The sequence below is a fragment of the Micromonospora palomenae genome (assembly GCF_007829925.1).
Classification (GTDB): Bacteria; Actinomycetota; Actinomycetes; order Mycobacteriales; family Micromonosporaceae; genus Micromonospora; species Micromonospora purpureochromogenes.
The window spans coordinates 1,206,682-1,228,648 of the sequence record NZ_VIXA01000002.1 but is presented as its reverse complement, the minus strand read 5'-3'; the positions used below and the strand labels follow the sequence as shown (position 1 = coordinate 1,228,648).

At 71.8% G+C, this 21,967-nt stretch carries 18 protein-coding genes; 11 read left to right on the top strand and 7 right to left on the bottom strand.

The annotated features are described in order from the left end of the window. Window positions 1-22 precede the first annotated feature (22 nt). The 3 genes from FHX75_RS16860 to FHX75_RS16850 all read right to left on the bottom strand — a co-directional run bounded on the left by FHX75_RS16860 (window position 23) and on the right by FHX75_RS16850 (window position 5,098). Window positions 23-1,534 (bottom strand): glycosyltransferase family 87 protein, encoded by a 1,512-nt coding sequence (locus tag FHX75_RS16860; RefSeq protein WP_154941074.1) that lies wholly within the window; start codon window positions 1,532-1,534, stop codon window positions 23-25. A 130-nt stretch (window positions 1,535-1,664) separates the two neighbouring features. Then, window positions 1,665-4,442, bottom strand: a complete 2,778-nt coding sequence (locus FHX75_RS16855) for a transglycosylase domain-containing protein (RefSeq protein ID WP_154941072.1) — start codon at window positions 4,440-4,442, stop codon at window positions 1,665-1,667. A gap of 197 nt (window positions 4,443-4,639) precedes the next feature. Beyond that, on the bottom strand, window positions 4,640-5,098 hold the full coding sequence (locus FHX75_RS16850) for a DUF5318 domain-containing protein (RefSeq protein ID WP_154941070.1): 459 nt from the start codon (window positions 5,096-5,098) through the stop codon (window positions 4,640-4,642). A gap of 175 nt (window positions 5,099-5,273) precedes the next feature. Between FHX75_RS16850 and FHX75_RS16845 the strand changes: the two genes are divergently transcribed. Then, complete coding sequence (locus FHX75_RS16845) at window positions 5,274-5,909, top strand: PadR family transcriptional regulator (protein ID WP_154941068.1); 636 nt, start codon at window positions 5,274-5,276, stop codon at window positions 5,907-5,909. A gap of 23 nt (window positions 5,910-5,932) precedes the next feature. Next, a complete protein-coding gene (locus FHX75_RS16840) occupies window positions 5,933-7,012 on the top strand; it encodes an inositol-3-phosphate synthase (protein WP_154941066.1) in 1,080 nt (359 codons plus the stop codon). 69 nt (window positions 7,013-7,081) lie between these two features. On the opposite strand, the gene FHX75_RS16835 is transcribed toward FHX75_RS16840, so the two are convergent. After that, on the bottom strand, window positions 7,082-8,002 hold the full coding sequence (locus tag FHX75_RS16835; protein WP_154941064.1) for a hypothetical protein: 921 nt from the start codon (window positions 8,000-8,002) through the stop codon (window positions 7,082-7,084). Between the two features lie 123 nt (window positions 8,003-8,125). Further along, a complete protein-coding gene (locus tag FHX75_RS16830; protein ID WP_154941062.1) occupies window positions 8,126-8,605 on the bottom strand; it encodes a methylated-DNA--[protein]-cysteine S-methyltransferase in 480 nt (159 codons plus the stop codon). A 234-nt stretch (window positions 8,606-8,839) separates the two neighbouring features. On the opposite strand from FHX75_RS16830, the gene FHX75_RS16825 reads away from it, so the two are divergent. Together FHX75_RS16825 and FHX75_RS16820 are read left to right on the top strand one after the other, a co-directional pair. Further along, on the top strand, window positions 8,840-9,382 hold the full coding sequence (locus FHX75_RS16825; RefSeq protein WP_154941060.1) for a hypothetical protein: 543 nt from the start codon (window positions 8,840-8,842) through the stop codon (window positions 9,380-9,382). A 41-nt stretch (window positions 9,383-9,423) separates the two neighbouring features. Further along, entirely contained in the window at window positions 9,424-10,953 is a 1,530-nt protein-coding gene (locus FHX75_RS16820; protein WP_154941058.1) for a flotillin family protein, read from the top strand. Window positions 10,954-10,997: 44 nt separating this feature from the next. Here FHX75_RS16820 and FHX75_RS16815 read toward each other — a convergent pair whose 3' ends face one another. Then, window positions 10,998-12,467: a CCA tRNA nucleotidyltransferase gene (locus FHX75_RS16815; protein WP_154941056.1), complete on the bottom strand. Its 1,470-nt coding sequence runs from the start codon at window positions 12,465-12,467 to the stop codon at window positions 10,998-11,000. 129 nt (window positions 12,468-12,596) lie between these two features. Here FHX75_RS16815 and murJ point away from each other — a divergent pair, with 129 nt between their 5' ends. From murJ to FHX75_RS16780, 7 genes are all read left to right on the top strand, one after another. After that, window positions 12,597-14,339: a murein biosynthesis integral membrane protein MurJ gene (gene murJ, locus FHX75_RS16810; RefSeq protein WP_154941054.1), complete on the top strand. Its 1,743-nt coding sequence runs from the start codon at window positions 12,597-12,599 to the stop codon at window positions 14,337-14,339. Window positions 14,340-14,773: 434 nt separating this feature from the next. Beyond that, entirely contained in the window at window positions 14,774-16,384 is a 1,611-nt protein-coding gene (locus FHX75_RS16805; RefSeq protein WP_154941052.1) for a protein kinase family protein, read from the top strand. Between the two features lie 43 nt (window positions 16,385-16,427). Next, window positions 16,428-17,204, top strand: coding sequence for an RNA polymerase sigma factor SigM (gene sigM / locus FHX75_RS16800; protein WP_154941050.1), 777 nt, complete (start codon window positions 16,428-16,430; stop codon window positions 17,202-17,204). After that, a complete protein-coding gene (locus FHX75_RS16795; protein WP_154941048.1) occupies window positions 17,201-18,178 on the top strand; it encodes a hypothetical protein in 978 nt (325 codons plus the stop codon). Before sigM ends, FHX75_RS16795 begins: the two co-directional genes overlap by 4 nt. 192 nt (window positions 18,179-18,370) lie before the next feature. Then, window positions 18,371-19,324: a thioredoxin-disulfide reductase gene (trxB, locus tag FHX75_RS16790; RefSeq protein WP_154941046.1), complete on the top strand. Its 954-nt coding sequence runs from the start codon at window positions 18,371-18,373 to the stop codon at window positions 19,322-19,324. 36 nt (window positions 19,325-19,360) lie between these two features. Further along, window positions 19,361-19,684, top strand: coding sequence for a thioredoxin (gene trxA, locus FHX75_RS16785; protein ID WP_088959679.1), 324 nt, complete (start codon window positions 19,361-19,363; stop codon window positions 19,682-19,684). A 194-nt stretch (window positions 19,685-19,878) separates the two neighbouring features. Next, entirely contained in the window at window positions 19,879-21,036 is a 1,158-nt protein-coding gene (locus FHX75_RS16780; RefSeq protein WP_154941044.1) for an N-acetylmuramoyl-L-alanine amidase, read from the top strand. A gap of 36 nt (window positions 21,037-21,072) precedes the next feature. Here FHX75_RS16780 and FHX75_RS16775 read toward each other — a convergent pair whose 3' ends face one another. Beyond that, window positions 21,073-21,738: a GNAT family N-acetyltransferase gene (locus tag FHX75_RS16775; RefSeq protein ID WP_154941042.1), complete on the bottom strand. Its 666-nt coding sequence runs from the start codon at window positions 21,736-21,738 to the stop codon at window positions 21,073-21,075. Window positions 21,739-21,967: the final 229 nt, after the last annotated feature.

Sequence of the window (21,967 nt, the reverse complement as noted above, 5' to 3'; positions counted from 1 at the left end):
GTGGTGACGGTGACCTGGGTCTTCAGGCGGTGGTGGTGACGGTGGTCGGCGGTGGTGCCGGACGGTGCGCGGTGTGGCGGTCGGCCAGCCAGGGGGCGTCGGGGGCGCCGTCTAGGAGGCCGCCGTCCGGATCGTCGGCGTAGGTGCGCCGCACCGCGTCGCGTTCCGGGTGCAGGATGTCCCGGATCACCAGCACGCAGAGCAGCACGACCGTGCCCAGCCGGAGCGTCGAGGCCAGCACGAACACGCCCTCGGGGAAGACCGGCCGGCTGGTCGCCGCGCCGAGCAGCTCGCCGTAGAAGGCGGCGAAGTAGCAGACCTCGGCGAGCTGCCAGGCGAGGAAGGCGCCCCAGCGGGGGCGGGCCAGCACCGCCAGCGGCAGCAGCCAGAGCACGAACTGCTGCGACCAGACCTTGCTGAAGATCAGGAACGCGGCGACCACCAGGAAGGCGAGCTGGGCCAGTCGGGGCCGGCGGGGGGCCAGCAGCGCCAGCGCGGCCACGCCGAGGCAGGCCAGGATGAACAGCGCGTACGACAGGGTGTTGAGCGTCGGGATGTGCGTGTTCAACCACTGGAACGGCCCCTGGTCGCCGGCCACGCCGGTGTTCACCTTGCCGTCGAAGTACCGCCCGATGTACCAGAGCGTGCCCCAGTCGATGGGGCGGGTGTCGTTCAGCTCGAAGAAGCGGTACCAGTTCTCCCGGTACGGGATCGCCACCGGCAGGTTGACCGCCAACAGCACGACCACCGCGGTGCCGATGGCGGTCAGCGCGGCGCGCACCCGAGCGGCCCGCAGCGCGAGCAGCAGGATGGGCCAGAACAGGAACAGCGGCCACAGCTTGGCGGCGCCGCCGAGGCCGAGCAGCAGCCCGGCGAGCGCCGGTCGGCGTCGGGCCCACGCGGCCAGGCCGAAGGCGGCCAGCCCGATGGCGAGGAAGTCCCAGTTGACCGTGGCGGTGAGCAGCAGCGCCGGGGCCAGCGCGAAGAGCGCGGCGTCCCAGGGTCGTCGGCGGCGCAGGGCGAGGATCACCGCGACGGTGGCGACCGCCAGCGCGCCGAGCGTCAGCGCGTTGAGGTTGTAGAACCACTGGCCCTGGTTGAGCTGCGGGTCGTCGGCGCCCAGGCTGTGCACCGGCAGACCGAGCGCGCCCATGAAGTAGCCGGTGAGCACCGGGTACTCGACCGGGTGGTCCCGGTAGGGGACCTTGCCCTCGTTGAGCCCCTCCGCGTAGTAGAGGGCGAGCACGTCGGTGTAGCAGAGCCGGGTGTACTGCACGTTGTTCTGCCAGGCGCCGTCCTGGCAGGGCGACTTCTGCACCCAGTGCAGCGCCAGGGTGAGGCAGGCCAGCGCGAGGACGATCCGCGCGGCGGTCCAGAAGCGCCCTTCCCGGCTGGCGGGCCGGTCCAGCGCGACCGCGTGGTCGCCGAGCGGGCCGCCGATCATCTCGGAGGCGCCTCGGACGAATCCGTCCGACCGGGACGGGTGGTCGCTGGTCCCGGCGTCGTCGAGGCCGGCCGTCGACTGGGTGCTCATGAAGAGGCATCCTGCCGTACGTCCGGGGTCGCCGTCCCGTCCCGCGGCACCACAACCGGAAAATCAACTCGTGGAAAGGCGACGGCGGCCGGACCCGGGGTCCGGCCGCCGTCGACGGTGTCAGGGTTGGTTACTCCCGGAGGCGGGGTGACAGGGTCGGCAGGATGCCGCCACCGCCACCGCCGTCGTTGTCGTTGCCGCCGCCGCCCGGTCCGCGGGGATCGGTCGGGGTGCCCGGGCCCTGGTTGCCGCCGCCGTTGGGGTTCTGCGGGCAGAACAGGCCGAGCGGTCCACAGTCCTGCGGCTGTCCGGGGAGTGGCGGCGGCGGCGGAGGCGGGGTGCCGTTGCCCGCTTCCTTGTCGCCGATGTTCGCGGCCGGCGGGAAGTCCAGCTTCTCCTCGCCCTTGAGCGAGTCGTCCATCACCCGCTCCCAGATGTCACCGGGCATGAGGGAACCGCTGATGTTGCGGCCGTCCTTCATCTTGATGGCCTCCCGCTTGCCCTTGTTGCCCACCCAGACGGCGGTGGCGAGCTGCGGGGTGTAGCCGACCATCCAGGCGTCACCGTTCTCGTTGGTGCCCTCCTTGAGCTCCCACGTACCGGTCTTGGCGGTCGCCTTCCGGCCGCCGTCCAGCGTGTGGTTGACCTTGGCCGGGTAGTCCTCGAGCACGTTGGTGACGTCGGCGACCACGTTGGGGTCGATCCGCTTCTGCGGCTTGAGCTGCTCGCCGCCGAGCTTCTCCCACTTGCCGGTGTCCTTGTTCTGCTTCTCCGCGGAGACCAGGAAGTGGGCCTTGTTGTAGACGCCCTTGTTGGCAAAGGTGGCGATGCCGTTGGCGTGGTCGAGCACGGTGATGGGGTACTGACCGTAGGCAACCACGTGGTAGAAGGGGTTGGGCGCCAGGTCCTTGGGGTCTTCCTTGGTGAGGTCGTGCCCCTTCGGCGGGTTGGTGTTGGTCTGCCACATCATGCTGACGCCGGCCTTCTTGGCCATCCCGACGATCTTGTCCGCCCCGATGTCGAGGCTGACGTGGTAGAAGGGCACGTTCAACGACTTCAGGGTCGATTCCCGCAGCGTGCAGGAGTCGCCGCAGCTGGGGTTGTCGGTGCCGGCGTTGCTGACCCGGAACTTCACACCGTCGGGGGTGAAGGCCTTGCCCTTCCAGCGCGAATCGATGGCCTTGCCCGCCTCGATCGCCGCCGCCAAGGTGTAGATCTTGAAGCTCGAACCCGGCGAGTGCCCGCCGGTGACGTTGCCGCTCGCGTCGGTGTTCTTGCCGGCGTAGTCGGTGCCCGTGCCGTCGTCGCCGCCGTAGTAGCCGAGCACGCGGCCGTTACGCGGGTCGATCGACACCACCGCCGCCATCAGGTTCTTCCGCGCGCCGTCCAACTCCGAGCCCTTGGTGGCGCGCTGGGCGGCACCGGTGATCGCATTCTGGACCTTCATGTCGATGGTGGTCCGGATCCGGTACCCGCCCTGCTTGAGCATGAGCGAGCAGAGCGGCTTGCGATCCGTCGCCTCGGCCTCGTTGTCGGTGCAGAGCTTCTTCTCCCGCATCTCGGGCACGAGGTAGTTGACGACGTTGCCGATCGGGTTGTTGACCCCGAACTTCTGGCCCGCCCGCGATTCCTTCGGCGTCTGGAGCGTCTTGGTGGGGTACGCGGTGGGACGCGGCGGGTGGTTCGGCGTGCCGACCCAGCCCTCGCTGGCCATGTTGTTGATGACGTAGTCCCACCGGGACTTGGCGTCGGTCGGGTTGACCGCCGGGTCGTAGCCCTTGTGGCCTCCCGGGGTGAGGCTGGGCTCCGGCTGCTTGATCAACGCCGCCAGCACGGCGGCCTCCGCCACGTCGACCTTCGACACGGACTTGCCGAAGTAGGCCTGCGCGGCCGCCTCGATGCCGTACGCGTTCCGGCCGAAGTAGATGGTGTTCAGGTAGTGCTCCATGATCTGTTCCTTGGTGAACTGATCATTGAGCTTGGAGGCGACGATCGCCTCCTTCACCTTCCGGGCGTACGAGTCGTCCTGGAGGTTCTCGTAGGCGTTGCGGGCGTACTGCTGGGTGATCGTCGAGGCGCCCTGCTTGTCACCGCCGCTGAGGTTGTTCCAGGCGGCCCGGGCGATGCCCTTGTAGTCCACACCGGAGTGGCGGTAGAAGTTCTTGTCCTCGGCGGCGGCCACCGCGTCCCGCATGTGCTGCGGGATCTGGTTGATCGAGACGAAGGTTCGGTTCTGCTCACCCACCTTGGCGATGGGCGTCTTGTTGTCGGCGGCGTAGATCGTGGTGGCCAACGGCAGGTTGATCTGGTTGGGCAGCACCACGTTGGTCGAGTAGTAGGTGAACCCGATCACGCCGATGCCGGCGAGCATGATGAAGACCGCGAAGCCCGCGATCAGCATGTTGACCCGCCTGCGCTTCTTTGCCCGGGCGACCGCGTCCGGGTCGCCGGGTCCGGGTCCGCCACCGCGGCCGCCGCGTCCCGGGCCGTTGGGGCCGCCCGGACCGCCGGGGCCACCGCCGGAGACGGGCGCCACGCCGGCGCGGGCCACCGCCGCCCGACCGCCGACGGCGGCCGATCCGACGCTCGCCCGCCCGGCGGAGCCGACGCCCACCGGGGCGCGGCCGGCCTGGCCGGGGGCCGGGGACACCGGAACGGACGCCCGTCCCGCGCCGGCCCGGCCACCGGGTGCCGGCGAGACCGGCACGGAGGCCCGTCCTGCGCCCGCGCGGCCCACCGAGGCTGAACCGGCCGCTCCCGCCGCGCGGGGCGGCACCGACGCCGAGGCCCGGCCGGCGGGCGCGCCGCCGACCGAGGCCCGGCCGGCCGGAGCCGCGCCGGGGTCACCGTTCGAGCCCGGTACCTGGGCCCGCGCACGCGGGGAACTGGGATCGCCGTACGAGTTCATTCCTCACACCCTGCCGGTCGCGGTGGGACGCGGGGGCGCCACCACCGGGTTGCCGTGAGTTGACACACGTGACGCCCGCTCGCGGTGCGACCGGAGCAACGTCGTCAGATACGTACTATTCGGACCAATCGGGCCGTCGAGCTGCCGGGCGGGGTGTCCGTCGTCGACGGCACCGGTAGCGACCGGTCCAGCCAGGTTCACCGTTGCGCCTCTCGCCTTCGCTCTCGCGCCGGGCCGGCCCCGGTGGCGGTCACGCCGCCCACCGCGCCCTGCTCCGACCCGCCCTCGGCCAGCCCGTCCCGGCCGAGCAGGAACTGCTCGACGAGATGGTTCCAGTCACAGCCGAGGCACACCTCCACCACGAAGACCTGGAACTCACGCAGCGTCATCGCCAGCACGGGCAACTCGGCCAACGTGCGCGCCTGGCCGGCGGACTGCTTGAGCTCGTCCCCGTAAATGTAGTGGACGTGGATCAGGTTCTCGCTCCGACAGATCGGGCAGCGCTCCTCGGTCGGTTCCCCATGGAACCGGGCGGCGTTCTTCAGGTACGGCGAGGCGTCGCAGACGTCGTAGGTGCCGACCCGACCGGCGAGGAGCTCACGCAGCACCGCCCGCTTCTTCAGCGAGTAGTCCACCACCTGGCGCTGCGTACGCATGCGGTGAAGGGTACGCGGTCCGGCCGGGCGAGGCGACCACCGTCACGATGAGTGACAAGAACATCCCGGAGCGGGGGTTTGCCCTGATCGCTGGTGAGGTACTAACGTGCGATGTATCGGTCCGATACATCGAGGCGGTTAACGGCCCTGTGCCGGGGTAGGAAGGATGGCGCCCGTGCTCGAGCTCGCCATCCTCGGCCTCCTGCAGGAGGCCCCGATGCACGGCTACGAACTCCGCAAGGAGCTCGCGGCCAAGCTGGGGGCCATCCGGGCGGCGATCAGCTACGGCTCGCTCTACCCGACCCTGCGCCGGCTGCAGGCGGCGGGTTGGATCACCGAAGCCGCCGAGACACCCGCGACCGCCGAGGAGGTTCCCGCGCTGACCAGCCGACGAGGTCGGGTGGTCTACAAAATCACCGCGGAAGGCAAGGAACGCTTCGCCCAGCTGATCGCGCAGGCCGGGCCCGAGACGTACGACGACACGGGCTTCGGTGTGCACTTCGCGTTCTTCGCCCGGACCGACCAGGCGACCCGACTCCGAATCCTGGAGGGTCGCCGACGCACGATCGAGGAGCGTCGCGAAGGTCTTCGCGACGTGCTGGGCCGGGCGGCCGAGCGCCTCGACGCTTACACCTTGGAACTGCAGCGCCACGGCCTTGACGCCTGTGAGCGCGAGGTCCGCTGGCTGGAGGAGCTCATCGCCAACGAGCGCTCCGGCCGAGCCCCGACGGTCCCACACGGGACGGCCGGTGGCCGACGAGAAGACAACAGCCCGCCTCCGCCTGGAGAGACCAGGAAAGAGCGGCCGTGACAGAGAAGAAGGAGGCAGACGCTATGGGCTCCGTCCGCGTCGCCATCGTCGGTGTGGGTAACTGCGCCTCGTCCCTGGTTCAGGGCGTCGAGTACTACCGGAACGCCGACCCGAACGACCGCGTCCCGGGTCTCATGCACGTCGCCTTCGGCGACTACCACGTCTCCGCCGTAGAGTTCGTCGCGGCGTTCGACGTGGACGCCAAGAAGGTGGGCATGGACCTCGCGGAGGCAATCGTCGCCAGCGAGAACAACACCATCAAGCTCTGCGACGTGCCGCCGACCGGCGTCACCGTGCAGCGCGGTCCGACCTTCGACGGTCTGGGCCAGTACTACCGCGAGATCGTCGAGGAGTCCGACGCCACCCCGGTCGACGTGGCGCAGGCGCTGCGCGACGCGCAGGTCGACGTCGTCGTCTGCTACCTGCCGGTCGGCTCCGAGCAGGCCGCCAAGTTCTACGCCCAGGCCGCGATCGACGCCGGCTGCGCGTTCGTGAACGCCCTGCCGGTCTTCATCGCCTCCGACCCCGAGTGGGCGCAGAAGTTCACCGACGCGGGCCTGCCGATCGTCGGTGACGACATCAAGAGCCAGGTCGGCGCCACCATCGTTCACCGCGCCCTGGCGAAGCTCTTCGAGGACCGCGGTGTCGAGTTGCTGCGCACCTACCAGCTCAACTTCGGCGGCAACATGGACTTCATGAACATGCTGGAGCGCAAGCGGCTGGTCTCGAAGAAGATCTCCAAGACCCAGTCGGTGACCTCGCAGATCCCGCACGAGATGAGCAAGAGCGACGTGCACATCGGCCCGTCCGACCACGTGCCGTGGCTCGACGACCGCAAGTGGGCGTACATCCGCCTGGAGGGCCGCTCCTTCGGTGACACCCCGCTCAACGCCGAGCTCAAGCTCGAGGTGTGGGACTCGCCGAACTCCGCCGGTGTGATCATCGACGCCGTCCGCGCCGCGAAGATCGCCCTGGACCGCAAGATCGGCGGCCCGATCCTGTCGGCCTCGTCGTACTTCATGAAGTCCCCGCCGGTGCAGTACGCCGACCACGACGCGCACGCCGCCGTCGAGTCCTTCATCAAGGGCGAGGTCGAGCGCTGACGCGCTGACCAGCAACACGGCCGAGGGCCGGGTCCATTCGGACCCGGCCCTCGTCGCGTACGTGCAGGCCTACTTGGCCCAGGACGGCTTGGTCCGCCGGGCCAGCTGCGTCCGCCGGTCCTCCGCCGCCAGTGGGTCGTCGGTGGGCAGGATCGCCGGGTTGACCCGGCCGGCCGCGACGACGAACGCCACCACGTCGAGGATCACGTGGGTGGTCTGCTGCGCGTGCACGGAGATGTAGTCGATCACCGGGCTGATCCCGGTCAGGAAGAAGTTCGACAGCGTCTGGCCGGCCTGAAAGTTGATCGTCGAGAACGACGTCGGACGCTGAGCCGAGTGCGGGTAGACCTGCAGGAACCCGGCGGCGAGCGCGCCGGTGACGGTCACGTTGCCGTACACGGCCTGACCGGAGTAGACGAATTCATCCAGGTTGACCTGGATCGTGCGGCCGCGCAGCAGCCGGCCCGAGCTGTCCAGGTTGCCGGCCGGGTTCACGATGCGGGCCCGACCGGCGGCGGTCCGGGTGTCGATCACCCGCTGCGGCACGACCGGCACCAGCTGGTTGGTGTTCGTCTCCGTCCGGATGTACTCGACGAAGTTGCCCGTCTCGGGCGGCAGGCCCTCGCCGGTGACCGCCCAGATCGTCCCGGACCGATCCATCGTGACCGAGCCCATCTCGGACTTCTGGTTGATGCTCTCCCCGTTCGGGGTCAGCCGCAGTGCCGGGCTGGCGACCTCGACACCCTCCATGTTGGTGATGGTGGGGTTCTCCAGTCGGAGGGTGGCCGAGGTGGCCGAGCCGCCGCGCAGCGTGGTGGGCGTGCCCGCCTCGTTGACCTGCCCCTGGAGTACCGGCTGACCCGGTGCGGCCTGGGCCGGGCCGGCGGCGGCCGCGCCCACCGCGGCGGTGCCGGCGAGGCCGGCGGCGACAGTGCCTGCCCGACGCAGCAGGTGGCGACGGCCGATGGCGCTGTCCTGATCCTTGCTCACGATGAATCCCCCATGAGGTGGTGGCGAGTGGCGCCTCGGTCGTACCGGTGATCGAGATGCCTTATGCCGGGGGAACGCCTGATCGAACGATCAGGTTGCAGTCGGGCGCCGCAATTTTCAGGCTCAGGACCAGGCGCGGCGCAGGGCGACCCCGGCCTCCAGCTCCAGCAGCCGCACCTTGCGCGGCAGCCCACCACCGAAGCCGACCAGCTTGCCGCCCGCGCCGACGATCCGGTGGCACGGAACGAGCACCGGGACCGGGTTGCGGTTGCAGGCCACCCCGACCGCCCGGGCGGCGCCGGGATCACCGACCAGCCGGGCCACCTCGCCGTAGGTGAGCGTCTCCCCGTACGGGATACGGGTCATCTCCCGCCACACCGCCCGCTCGAACTCGGAGCCGCGCCGCGCCGCCACCGGCACGCCGAAGTCGGTCAGCTCTCCGGCGAAGTACGCGCGCAGCTCCGCCACCGCCCGCCGGGCCAGCTCGTCACCGGGCTCGTCGACCGCCGACTCCACCCGGCCGAAGTGCGCGCCGCACACCGCCTCGTCGTCGGTGGCCACGGAGAACTCCCCGATCGGCGAGTCGAGCACGGTCCAGCGCATCCCGCCATTCTTCCCCGCCGGTACGACGGGCAGGCGTTCGGCATGACGACCCGGGGGAGAGTCGACCGAGCCGCCCGACGGACCGACGCGTGGCTGAGGCAAACTTTTCCGCCCCACCGGCGTCTGAGTTACGGAGGTGGGCGGTGACCGCGGGCCGGGAGCTGGAACGGCAGCCGCTGCCCCGGGAACTGGTCGACCGGGACGTCACCGTGGCCCCGCAATAATCAGGCGGGAATGTTGCACGACGTCGATACCGTGCAGGTCGTGGCCACGGGGACCTTCATCTTTCTGATCATCGGTGGGGCGGGCGTCGCCGTGCTGGCGCTCTCCCTGCTCGGCGCCGAGTTGCTCCACTTCGGTCACGCCGATGTCGACGGTCCGGTCTCGGTCGAGGCGGTCGCCGGCTTCCTCGGCGCGTTCGGCTTCGGCGCCGCGATCGTCAACGAACTGGTCGGCGGCCGTACCCCGGGGATGATCGCGGCCGCGGCGGCCGGTGGCGCGCTCGCCGCCGTGCCCACCGCGTGGCTCGCGGCCCGGCTGAGCCGGGCGGCGCGGGACATGCGGACCGACCCCACCCCGACCCGGGACGACCTGGTCGGCGCGCTCGGCCTGGTGGTCACCCCGGTGCCCGCCGTCGGTTACGGCGAGGTCCGGGTACGCGTCGCCGGCCAGCCGGTGAAGCTCAACGCCCGTGCCGACCACCCGATCCCGGTCGGCGCGCAGATCTTCGTGGTGCAGGCGCTGAGCGAAACCAGCGTCCACGTCGAGACCTACTGACCACCCTCTCCTCACCCCCTTTCGCAGAGACGGAACTGCCCATGCCCCTTGTCATCGCCGTCGGCGGCGCGGTCCTGCTGGCGCTCGTCCTGGTGCTCTTCGTGCTCTCCCGGATCAAGGTCGCCGGCCCCAACGAGGCGTTCATCGTCACCGGCCGCAAGGGCCGGACCACGCAGACCGCCGACGGTGGCCGCTCCACCGACATGTCCGGCCAGAAGGTCGTGCTCGGCGCCTCGGTCTTCGTGCTGCCGGTGGTGCAGAAGCTCCAGTCGCTCGACCTGTCCAGCCGCCGCATCGACGTGGGCATCCGGGGCGCGGTGAGCAAGCAGGGCATCCGCACCGACCTGCACGGTGTGGCGATCGTCAAGGTCGGTGGCACCGAGGACGCCATCCGCGCCGCCGCCCAGCGCTTCCTGCACCAGCAGGACGAGATCGACAACTTCACCCGCGAGGTGCTGGCCGGCGCGCTGCGCTCGATCGTCGGCCGGCTCACCGTCGAGGAGGTCATCCGGGACCGGGCGGCGTTCGCCAGCGCGGTGGCCGAGGAGGCCGAGCACTCGATGACCAACCAGGGGCTGGTGCTGGACACCTTCCAGCTCCAGGACATCCTCGCCGAGGGCTCCTACCTGCAGGACCTGGGCCGGCCGGAGGCCGCCCGGGTGCTCAAGGACGCGGCCATCGCCGAGGCGCGCGCCCGGCAGCAGGCCGAGCAGGAGCGGCTGCTCGCCGAGGAGGCGATCGCCGAGGCGAACCGGAACCTGTCGCTCAAGCAGGCCGCGATCCAGGCCGAGATCGACGCGGCCAAGGCCCGGTCCGCGGCGGCCGGCCCGCTGGCCCAGGCCGAGCGGGACCAGGCGATCCTCTCCGAGCAGCAGAAGGTGGCCGAGCGCAACGCCGAGCTGAAGCAGCGCCAGCTCGACACCGAGGTTCGCAAGCCGGCCGACGCGGCGCGCTACAAGGTGGAGCAGGAGGCCGAGGCGGCCCGCAACGCGGCGGTGCTCAACGCCGACGCGCAGCGGCAGGCCGTCATCGCCGCCGCCCAGGCCGCCGCCGAGCAGTCCCGGCTGACCGGTGAGGGCGAGCGGGCCCGCCGGGCCGCGCTCGCCGAGGCGAACGCGATCGAGGGTGCCAAGGAGGGTGAGGCGGAGCAGCGCCGGCGCTCGGCGATCGCGGAGGCGGTCGAGCGGGAGGGCCAGGCGGAGGCCGCGGCCATCCTGGCCAAGGGGCAGGCCGAGGCCGACGCGATGGCCCGCAAGGCGGAGGCGTTCGCCGCGTACGGCGAGGCCGCCGTGCTGGACCTGCTGGTCAAGGTGCTGCCGCAGGTGGTCGAGGCGGCCAGCGCCCCGATCGGGGCGATCGACAAGATGACCGTCATCTCCACCGACGGCGCGTCGTCGCTGACGAAGTCGGTGGCCGGCAACGTGGCGCAGGGCCTCCAGCTCGGCTCCGACCTCACCGGCATCGACCTGCCCGGCCTGCTCGCCCGGCTCGGCTCGGCGTCCGCCGGCGGTTCGCAGTCGGCGGGCAACGGCAAGCCCGCGGTCGACGGCAGCGCGGTCGAGACCCGCTGACCAGCTGAACGAGGGCGCCGTCCACCCGGGCGGCGCCCTCGGCGTCAGCTCTGGTCGATGACGCCCTGCTCGCGGGCCCAGCGCAGCAGCTCCGCCTCGGCCTCGTCCCGCTCCAGCGGGCCGCGCTCCAGGCGCAGCTCCTTGAGGTACTGCCAGGCCCGCCCGACCACCGGCCCCGGCGGTACGCCGAGCAGCTCCATGATCGCGTTGCCGTCCAGGTCCGGTCGGACCCGGGCGAGGTCCTCCTCGGCGGCGATCCGGGCGATCCGCTCCTCGAGCGCGTCGTAGTCCGCCGCGAGCTGGGCCGCCTTGCGGCGGTTGCGGGTGGTGCAGTCCGAGCGGGTCAGCTTGTGCAGCCGGGGCAGCAGGTCACCGGCGTCGGTGACGTACCGGCGCACCGCCGAGTCGGTCCACTCGCCCCGGCCGTACCCGTAGAACCGCAGGTGCAGGGCGACCAGGGCGACCACCTGCGCGGTGACGTCCTTGGGGTAGCGCAGCGCCTTCATCCGCGCCTTGGTCAGCCGCGCGCCGACCACCTCGTGGTGGTGGAAGCTGACCCGGCCGTCCGGCCCGACCGACTTGGTGGCCGGCTTGCCCACGTCGTGCATGAGCGCGGCCATCCGGAGCACGAAGTCGCAGCCGTCGGTCTCGTACGAGACCGCGTTGCTGACCACGGTGAGGGTGTGCTCGTAGACGTCCTTGTGCTGGGCGTGCTCGTCGATCTCCAGCTTGAGCCCGGTCAGCTCGGGCAGGAAGCGCTCGGCCAGCCCGGTGTCGACCAGCAGCCGCAGCCCGGTGATCGGGTCGGCGCCGCAGAGCAGCTTGGTGAACTCGTCCCGGATCCGCTCGGCGGTGATCCGGTCCAGGTCGGCGGCCATCCGGGCCATCGCCTCGTGCACCTCGGGGTGCACGGCGAAACGCAGCTGCGCGGCGAAGCGGGCCGCCCGCAGCATCCGCAGCGGGTCGTCGCCGAAGGACTCCCGGGGCGTGCCGGGGGTACGGATCACCTTGGCCGCGAGGTCGTCCAAGCCGCCGTGCGGGTCGGTGAACCGGTGGTCGGGCAGGCTGACCGCCATCGCGTTGATGGTGAAGTCGCGCCGCCGCAGGTCCTCGGTGAGGCTGGTCCCGTACTCGACGATCGGGTTGCGGCTGACCTGGTCGTACGCCTCGGCGCGGAAGGTGGTGATCTCCAGCCGGAGCCCGTCGCGCTGAAGCCCGATGGTGCCGAACTCGCGGCCGGTCTCCCAGATCGACTCGGCCCAGCCCTTGATGATCCGCAGCGTCTGGTCCGGGTGGGCGTCGGTGCAGAAGTCCAGGTCTTCGCCGAGCCGGCCGAGCAGGGCGTCGCGGACGGAACCACCCACCAGGTGCAACTCGTGCCCGGCGCGCGCGAAGCGGCGACCGAGCTCGTCGGCGACCGGGGACACGCGGAGCAGTTCGGCGACGGCGTTGCGCTGCGCGGCGGTGAGCTCGCGGCGGTCGGCGGCGTGGGGTGCGGAGGCAGCTTCGGACATGGGATCGCCAGCCTATCGGGCCGGGGCGGGATCTGATCCGCCGGGCGCGGGTATGAGGGCGGCGTTGACTAAGGTCTTGGGCGTGCGGGCCGGTCGTCCGGCTCCGACGTACCCCCTTGGAGGCAGGAGATGAGCGGCGGGCTCTACCGCAGCGCGAACGCCACGCCGGACGGTGCGATCCCGCCGACCGACGAGGCGACCTTCATCTCCGCCGAGCCGCTGAACCAGCCGGCGGTGGAGGCCACCGCGCCGCCGCCGGAGCAGGTGGGGGAGGCCAGCGCCGCGGCGAACAGCGCGGTGATGGCGGTCGGCAGCCTGATCAGTCGGGGTACGGGCTTCATCCGCAACCTGATGATCGGCGCGGCGCTGGGCAACCTGGTCGGCAACGCGTACACCACGGCCCAGTTCCTGCCGAACCAGGTGTACGAGTTCCTGCTCGGCGGCGTGCTCACCAGCGTGCTGATCCCGGTGCTGGTCCGCCGGCGCAAGACCGACCCGGACCGGGGCGAGGCGTACGCGCAGCGGCTGCTCACCCTGGCGGTGATCGCGCTGGCCGCCGCCGCGCTGATCGCGGTGGCGTCGGCGTCGGTGCTGACCGCCATCTACGCCAGCGGCAAGGACCGGGACTACACGGAACTCGTCACCAGCCTGTCGTACCTGATGCTGCCGATGCTGTTCTTCACCGGCGTCAGCGCGCTGATCGCCGCGGTGCTGAACACCCGGGGGCACTTCGCCGCGCCGATGTGGGCGCCGATCCTCAACAACCTGGTGGTCATCGGCGTCTTCGGCCTCTACATCCTGGTCTACGGGGCGAAGGCGCTGAAGCCCGGCGAGCTGGGCGTGGGCCAGATCCTGCTGGTCGGCGGCGGCACCCTGCTCGGCGTGGCGGTGCAGGCCGCCGGGCTGCTGCCGGCGCTGCGCAAGGTCGGCTTCCGGTGGAAGTGGCGGTTCGACTTCCGCGAGCTGGGGCTGCGCGAGCTGGCCCAGCTCGGCGCCTGGATGTTCTGCTACGTGGCGGTCAACCAGCTCGGCCTCTTCGTGGTGGTCAACCTGCTCACCCGGGCGGCGGGCGAGGACAGCGCCGGCATCCTGATCTACAACAACGTCTTCCTGCTGCTGATGATGGCGCACGGCATCATCGCCGTCTCGATCATCACCGCGCTGATGCCGCGGATGAGCGCCGCCGCCGCGGACGGGCGCTTCCGCGACGTCACCGCCGACCTGTCCCGGGGCACCCGGATGGTGACGGCGGTGCTCGCCCCGATCGCGGTCTGTTACGCGGTCCTGGCCGACCCGATCTCCCGGGTGGTCTTCCAGTACGGCGCCTTCGACGCCGACAACGCCCGCGCCACGTCGACGGTGCTGCTGGTCGCGGCCGTGGGCCTGGTGCCGTTCGCGATCAGCCAGCTCTTCACCTTCGCCTTCTACGCGCTGCCGGACACCCGTACCCCGGCGCTGGTCAACATCCCGGTGGTGGCGCTGCGGGTGCTGCTCCAGGTGGGCCTCTTCGTCGCCTTCTCGCCTGCCTTCGCGGCGGCCGGGATGATGCTCGGCAACGCGATCTCGTACGTGGCGGCGGCGGTCATCTCGGCGATGCTGCTGCGGCCGCGGGTCGGCCGGATCGGGCTGGGCGGGATCGTGCGCACGATGGGCAAGGTGATCGTCGCTTCGCTCGGTGCGGCGCTGGTCGGCCTGCTGGTGGTCAACCTGCTTCCCGGTGACCCGGCCGACCTGGGCTGGCTCGCGGCGGCGGTCCAGCTGGTGATCGGCGGTGCGGTGATCGGCGCGACCTACCTCGGGCTGGCCATGGTGCTGCGGATCGGCGAGATCACCGAGGTCGTCGGGATGGTCCGCCGCCGGCTCGGCCGCTGAACCGGCGGCCGGCCGCCCCGGCACGGAGGGTGAACGAGGATCACCAGCCTGGGGACGTGGCTGTGGATAACTCCGCGTTTCCCCGGTCAGCTACCGGATCGGCCTGTGGACAACCAACCGTACGGCTGAGTATGGAGGGCCGTTCGGAGGGAACCTGACAGGACGTCGGCGGACCGCCACACCAGGGCCGGCCCCTGCTGCGATCACTTGCGGTCAACCTCTAGATTGGCTAGTACATGTGCCAGCAACGTGGCTGACAACGGTCGTAACCGGGCGAGGTCGTCCACACCCGGCACGTCGCCGGGCACGGCGGGAAGATGACATGTCGGGATGACGGGCAGTCCAGGTAAGGTCGCTCTCGACGGATACGGCAGGTGGCCGACGTACGCGTCGAGACGCCGGCCGGTTCCTTCGAAGGCAGAGCGGGAAGCCACATGCCCAGCAGCGCGGGTCCATCGATCGACACGATCACCGAGGGAGGACGGGTGACCCAGGTCGGCGAGGGTCAGGAGGCGGAGGAGACTGCTCCGCCCGTCATGACCTTCGGTGCTCCCACGGCCGGTGAGATCCTCGCCGAGCGGTACGAGCTGGTCGAGCACATCAACAACGACAGCGCCGGGCGGCTGGTCTGGCGGGGGGTCGACGTGGTGCTGCGCCGGCCGGTCGCGGTCGTGCTGCGTTACCCCGGCGGCGACTCGGCCACCGAGATGCTCCAGGCGGCGGTGGCCGCGAGCCGGGTCATCCACCCCAACCTGGTCGGCGTCTACGACGCGATCGACGAGGACGAGCGGGCGTACGTCGTCCGCGAGTGGGTCGACGGCAACTCCCTGCGCGAGATGGTCGCCGACGGGCCGCTGGACCCGGCCCGGGCCACGGCCATCGGCAACGCCGTCGCCAGCGCGCTGGCCGCCGTGCACGCCACCGGCATGGTGCACGGCAACGTGCACCCGGGCACCGTGATGATCAGCGACGACGGCCGGGTGGTCCTGGCCGACGCGCGCACCGACGGCGCGGACAGCCAGGAGAACGACATCCGGGCGGTCGGCGGCATCCTCTACTTCGCCCTGACCGGGCACTGGCCGCACGCCGAGGCCCCGCTGCGCGGCGCGACCGCCGGGCACGGTCGGGCCGCCATCCCGGACGCGGTCCGGGACGCCAGCGGCGCGATCGCCGCGCCCCGGCAGGTCCGGGCCGGCGTGCCGGCGTACCTCGACGACCTGACCATGGATCTGCTCGACGCCGAGATCGCCCCGCCCTCGTCGGACGTGCTCGCCGCCGAGCTGGCCCGGCTCGACGTCCCGGCCGAGGACCACTTCCTCGACCAGACCGGCACCATCCGGTTCACCGCGGACCCGGGCGACGACCCGTCCCCGCTGGCCGCCGCCGGTGGGCGGAAGGTCGCCGTGGGCATCGCCGGCCTGCTGGCGGTCGCCCTGGTCGGCCTGCTCATCGGGATCAGCGCGCTGGGCGGCGACGACAAGTCGCCCGACACCGAGCCGGTCGCCCGCCCGTCGAACAGCGCCCCGTCCAGCCAGGCCAGCGCACCCGCGCCCGCCGTGCGCAAGCTCAACGTCGAAGAGGTCCGGATTGTCGACCCGGACAGCCGGGACCGCGCAGAGGTGCGCGACGCCGAGAAGGTGATCGACGGCGACGAGGACGAGGGCTGGGAGACCCAGAGCTACCGGAACAACGGCAAGTTCGGCGGGCTGAAGGATGGCATGGGCATCTGGATCGACCTGGGCGCGCCACACACGGTCAAGTCGGTGCAGGTGGTCCTCTCGTCCACCGACGCCTCCGCCGAGTTGCTCGCCGGTGACGCCGACTTCCCGCCCAGCTCCGCCGGTGACAAGCAGCTGAAGGCCGCCTACACCACCCGGATCGGGCAGCCGTTCGAGGGGCACGACGGCACCAAGATGACCTTCAACGGCTTCGACGCCGACAAGACGTACCGCTACCTGCTCTTCTGGATCACCGAGCTGCCGGAGAAGGACAGCGGAGACGGCTGGAAGCTCGGCGTCCAGGAAATCACGGTCCAGGGGTCGTGAGTCGCCCGCCGCGCGCCCGGCACCGCATCCGACGGACGTGGTGATGGCCGGTCGCGGCGGGCGTACGCCCGATCCGGCGACCGGCGAGGCGGTGCCGGTGGTACCGCCGCGCGCGGTCCCGCCCGCCGAGGCGAGCGACGTCGAACTGCTCCGCGCCCACGTGGCCGGTGACCGGGACGCGTTCACCGAACTGTTCCACCGGCACCGCGACCGCCTCTGGGCGGTGGCCCTGCGGACGCTCGGCGACCGCGAGGAGGCCGCCGACGCCCTTCAGGACGCGCTGCTCTCCGCCCACCGGGGCGCTGCCCGGTTCCGGGGCGACTCGGCCGTGACGACCTGGCTGCACCGGATCGTGGTGAACGCCTGCCTGGACCGGATCCGCCGCCGCCAGGCGCATCCGACGGTCCCGCTGCCCGACGGCACCCGGGTCGACGAGGGTGGCTCCGGCGGCGTCGAGCCGGCCGCCCCGGCCGCGGACCACGACACCGCGTTGGTCGTCCGGCAGGCCCTGGCCACGCTGCCGGTCGAGCAGCGGTCCGCCCTCGTGCTGGTCGACGTGCAGGGCTACCCGGTCGCCGAGGTGGCCCGGATCCTCGGCGTCGCCGAGGGGACGGTGAAGAGCCGCTGCGCCCGCGGCCGCGCCCGGCTGGCGGTCCAGCTCGGGCACCTGCGGACCGGCTCCGACGACGCCGGGCCGAATGCGGTCCCGGTCGCCGGCCGGGGCGTGCCCGGCGTCACCCTCGGGAACCCCCGGGCCGCGGAGGGCGTCGGATCGGGGTCGGGGCACTCCCGACGGGACGCCAACCAGGAGGACGCGTGACGACCGGGAAGTTCAGCGGGGTCGACCACGACCTGCTCGCCGACTACCTCGGCGGGGCGCTGGACGGCACCCCGGAGGAGGCCACCGTCGCGCGGCTGGTCGAGCAGGACCCGGCCTGGGCCGTGGCGTACGCGGCGCTGGCGCCGGCCGTCGCCCGGGTCCGCGCCGACCTGGCCGGCTGGGCCGAACCGGCCCCGCAGATGCCGCTCGCGGTCACCGAACGACTCACCGCCGCGCTGGCCGGCGCCGGGCCCGCCCCAGCCGACCCACCGGCGCTCACCACCCCGGTGGATGCCGTGACGCCGGCCGGCGAGCGGCAGCAGCCGGTGCCGGCGCAGTCCGCGCGGGGTCCGGGGCGTACCGCCGGGGCCGGACGGGACGACGCGACCGGGCCGGGCCGTCGGCGCCGGCGCTGGGGGCGGCTCGCCGCCCCGGTCGCGCTGGCCGCGGCCTCGCTCGCGGCCGTCGGGCTCGGCGTCGACCACCTGCTCGACACCTCGGGGGGCGGCGGCGCGGCCGAATCGACGGTCGCCAGGGGCGACGCCGCCTCGGCGACGGCACCCTTCCGGGTCACCGGCGCACCGCAGACCAGCGGCACCGACTGGACGCCGCAGACCCTGGCCGGTGGCGCGGCCTCGACCGTGCTGCCCCGGGTGGCCACCGACGGCCCCGGGCTGACACCGGGCGGGTCGATCGAGAAGGCCCCCGAGGCGAACCGGCGCCCGTCCCCCGGCGGGCTCCTCCGGCTCGCCGCTCCGAACGCGCTGGACGCCTGTCTCACCGAGATCGCCGCCGAGCACGGACGCGGGACGATCACCGTGGAGCTGCTCGACTACGCCAGCTTCCAGGGGGAAGCAGCACTCGTTATCCGGTTCGCCGATCCGTCGGGAGAGCGCTGGGCCTGGGCGAGCGGCGCGGAGTGTGGCGTGCCGGGATCCGGCGCGGACAGCCGCTACCGGGCGCGGGTAGGGTGAGGTCACGGTCGTCGACATCCGTCGCCGCGTGACGTGACCCACCGGATGACCGGTTCGGGAATCCCCGCTTCGTACGATGACGTTCTGCAAGTCAGCCGCCGGCGTCGCTGAGCCGTCGGCACTCGGATCGGCGTCGTCCCGGCGGTGGGTCAGCCGGGGGCGGATGTCGAACACACACATCGGGAGACGGCAGTGGACGAGGTCCGCAACCTGATCATCATCGGCTCCGGGCCGGCCGGTTACACGGCGGCGGTCTACGCCGCGCGCGCCAACCTCAAGCCGCTCGTCATCGAGGGTGTGCAGTCCGGCGGCGCCCTGATGACGACCACCGAGGTGGAGAACTTCCCCGGCTTCGCCGACGGCATCCTCGGCCCCGAGCTGATGGACAACATGCGCAAGCAGGCCGAGCGGTTCGGCGCGGAGTTCCTCACCGACGACGTCACCCGGGTCGAGCTGCAGGACACCGGCATGATCGGGTCGGACGCGGTCAGCACCGTGTGGGTCGGCGAGACCGCCCACCGGGCCAGGGCCGTCATCCTCTCCACCGGCTCGGCCTGGCGTCCGCTGGGCGTGCCGGGCGAGCAGGAGTACCTGGGCCACGGCGTGTCGTCCTGCGCCACCTGTGACGGCTTCTTCTTCCGCGGCCAGCACATCGTCGTCGTCGGCGGTGGCGACTCCGCGATGGAGGAGGCGAGCTTCCTCACCCGGTTCGCCGACTCGGTCACCATCATCCACCGGCGCGACTCGTTCCGCGCCAGCAAGATCATGGCCGACCGCGCCCTCGGCAACGACAAGATCAAGGTCGAGTGGAACAGCACCGTCGAGGAGATCCTCGGCGAGGACGGCAAGGTCAGCGGCGTACGGGTCCGCAACGTGCACACCGGCGACACCAAGGTGCTCGACGTGACCGGCGTGTTCGTGGCGATTGGCCACGACCCGCGCAGCGAGCTCTTCCGGGGGCAGGTGGAGCTGGACGACGAGGGGTACGTGAAGGTCCAGGCGCCGAGCACCCGGACCAGCGTGCCGGGTGTCTTCGCCGCCGGCGACCTGGTCGACCACACCTACCGGCAGGCCATCACGGCGGCCGGCACCGGCTGCGCCGCCGCCCTCGACGCCGAGCGCTTCATCGCCACGATCAGCGGCTGAACAACCGAACAACGAAAGTCCCGGAGGAGGGTCATAGTGGGAGCAACAAAGGTCGTCACCGACGCGAACTTCGCCACTGACGTGCTGAAGTCCGACAAGCCGGTACTGGTGGACTTCTGGGCCGAGTGGTGCGGGCCGTGCCGCAAGGTCTCCCCGCTGCTGGAGGAGATCGCGGGCGAGATGGGCGACCAGGTCACCATCGTCAAGCTCAACATCGACGAGAACCCGGAGACCGCCCGCGCCTACCGGGTGATGTCCGTACCGACCCTCACCATCTTCAAGAACGGCGAGCCGGTGCAGTCGATCGCCGGCGCCAAGCCCAAGGGCGAGCTGGTCCGGCTGATCGAGTCGGCGCTCTGACGTTCGCAGCACCGGAACCCCCGTACCCTCCCCGGGTGCGGGGGTTCCGTCGTTCCCGGCCCTGAGCTGGGCGAACGCCGGGTGGACGGCCATCGGGCACGGTACGCTCCGTAGGCATCCGCTACGCGCCAGAGCACTCCGGTCGCGCGACCGTGGCGCCCGCCCAGCCAGCATCCGTGCAGAGGGGGTCGTGCGTGCGTCCGATCCGACCCGGTGACCGTGGACCCGCGGTGACGGAGATCCGCACGGTCCTGACCGGCCTCGAACTGCTTCCGCCCGCCATCGGCGACGAGTTCGACGTCGCCACGGAACGCGCGGTCCGCGCCTTCCAGCAGTCCCGGGGGCTCAGCGTCGACGGTCGGGTGGGTGCCGAGACCTGGCGCGCCCTGGACGCCGCCCGCTGGCGGCTCGGCGCCCGCACCCTCTACCACGCGGTGCCCGAACCCCTCACCGGCGAAGATGTCCGGTCGCTTCAGGAGCGGCTGCTGGAGATGGGGTACGACGTGGGCCACGCCGACGCCATCTACGGCGTCCGCACCGCCCGCGCGGTGGCCCAGTTCCAACGCGAGGTGGGCCTGAAACCGGACGGCTCCTGCGGCCCGCACACCATGGGTGCGCTGCGCCGCCTCGGTCGCAAGGTGGTCGGCGGCCGGCCGCAGTGGCTGCGCGAGTCCGACGCGATCCGGCAGTCCGGGCCGACCCTGGTGGGGCGGACGGTGGTGATCGACCCGGGCCACGGGGGCACCGACCCGGGTGTGGTGGTGCCGGACGGCCCGCTGCGCTGGTGCGAGGCGGATCTGGTGCACGACCTGGCCAGCCGGCTGGAGGGGCGGCTGGCGGCCGCGGGCGTACGGGTGCAGCTGACCCGTGGACCGACGCCGGCGACGTGCCTGCCGGACACCGACCGGGCGCAGCTGGCCAACTCGCTCGGCGCGGACGTGTTCATCTCGCTGCACACCGACGGGCACGCCAACCCCGAGGCCGACGGGGTGGCCACCTACCACTACGGCACCGACAACGGCGTCACCTCGGCGACCGGGGAGCGGCTGGCCGGGCTGGTGCAGCGGGAGATCGTGGCGCGGACCGGGCTGCGCGACTGCCGTACCCACGCCAAGGCCTGGGACCTGCTGCGGCTGACCCGGATGCCGGCGGTACGCGTCGAGGTCGGCTACCTCACCTCGCCGCGGGACCGGAACCGGCTGGTGGACCCCCGGTTCCGGGACAAGGTGGTCGAGGCGATCGTGGCCGCCGTGCAGCGGATGTTCTTCCCGATCGAGCGGGACGTGCCGACGGGCTCGATCGACGTCAGCGAGCTGCGCAAGGTGGTGGCCGCCGGCGCGGTGATGGACTGAGCCGCGTTTTCCTTCCGGCGACCCCTCGGGCTGGCCTCAGCTGGTGGTCGCGCGGGTGGCCGGGGCGGGGCGTACCGGGCGGAGCAGGGTCTCGGGGCTCATCGAGCCGAGCAGCTTCTCCAGCGCGTACTCGACGTCGGACTTCCAGCTCAGCGCGGTGCGCAACTCCAGGCGCAGCCGGGGGTAGCGCGGGTGCGGCCGGACGGTCTTGAAGCCCACCGAGAGGAAGAAGTCCGCCGGGGCGACGCAGGCCCGGGTCGCGTCGTCGCCGTCGCCGAACTTGGCGTCGCCGAACGCCTCGATCGCCTTGATGCCGCGCTTGGTGAGGTCCCGTGCGACGCCCTGGACGAGCATCCGGCCCAGCCCGCCGCCGGCGAACGAGGGCACCACGTTGGCGGTCATCAGCAGCGCCGCGTCGGCCGAGACCGGCGAGGTGGGGAAGGCCATCGACCGGGGGACGTAGGCGGGCGGGGCGTACATGACGAAGCCGGCGGGCATGCCGTCGACGTAGGCCAGCTTGCCGCAGGAGCCCCACTCCAGCAGGGTCTGGGAGACCCAGGCCTCCTTCTCCAGGCCGGGGTCACCGGCGGCGCAGGCCCGGTCGGCGGAGACCGGGTCGAGCTCCCAGTAGACGCACTGCCGGCACGGGCGGGGCAGGTCTTCCAGGGTGTCGAGGGTCAGACTGACCAGACGTCGCGACATTGGCGCATCCCCACAATAGGCTCGGAGGTGAAACCAGCGCGGAACGACGCCGCCGCCTTCCTGCCCCCCGACGAGCGATCGTACGCCGCCAGCCGACCGTACGGGAGGGGACGCGCGAACGACCACCCGAGCCGGGGACGGCGGTCCGGGATGTGGACGCGGCCCACGTCAGGGGTTCCGGGGTGGCGGCCGCGGACTAGGATCGACCAACCGGCGTCCCGCGCCGCCA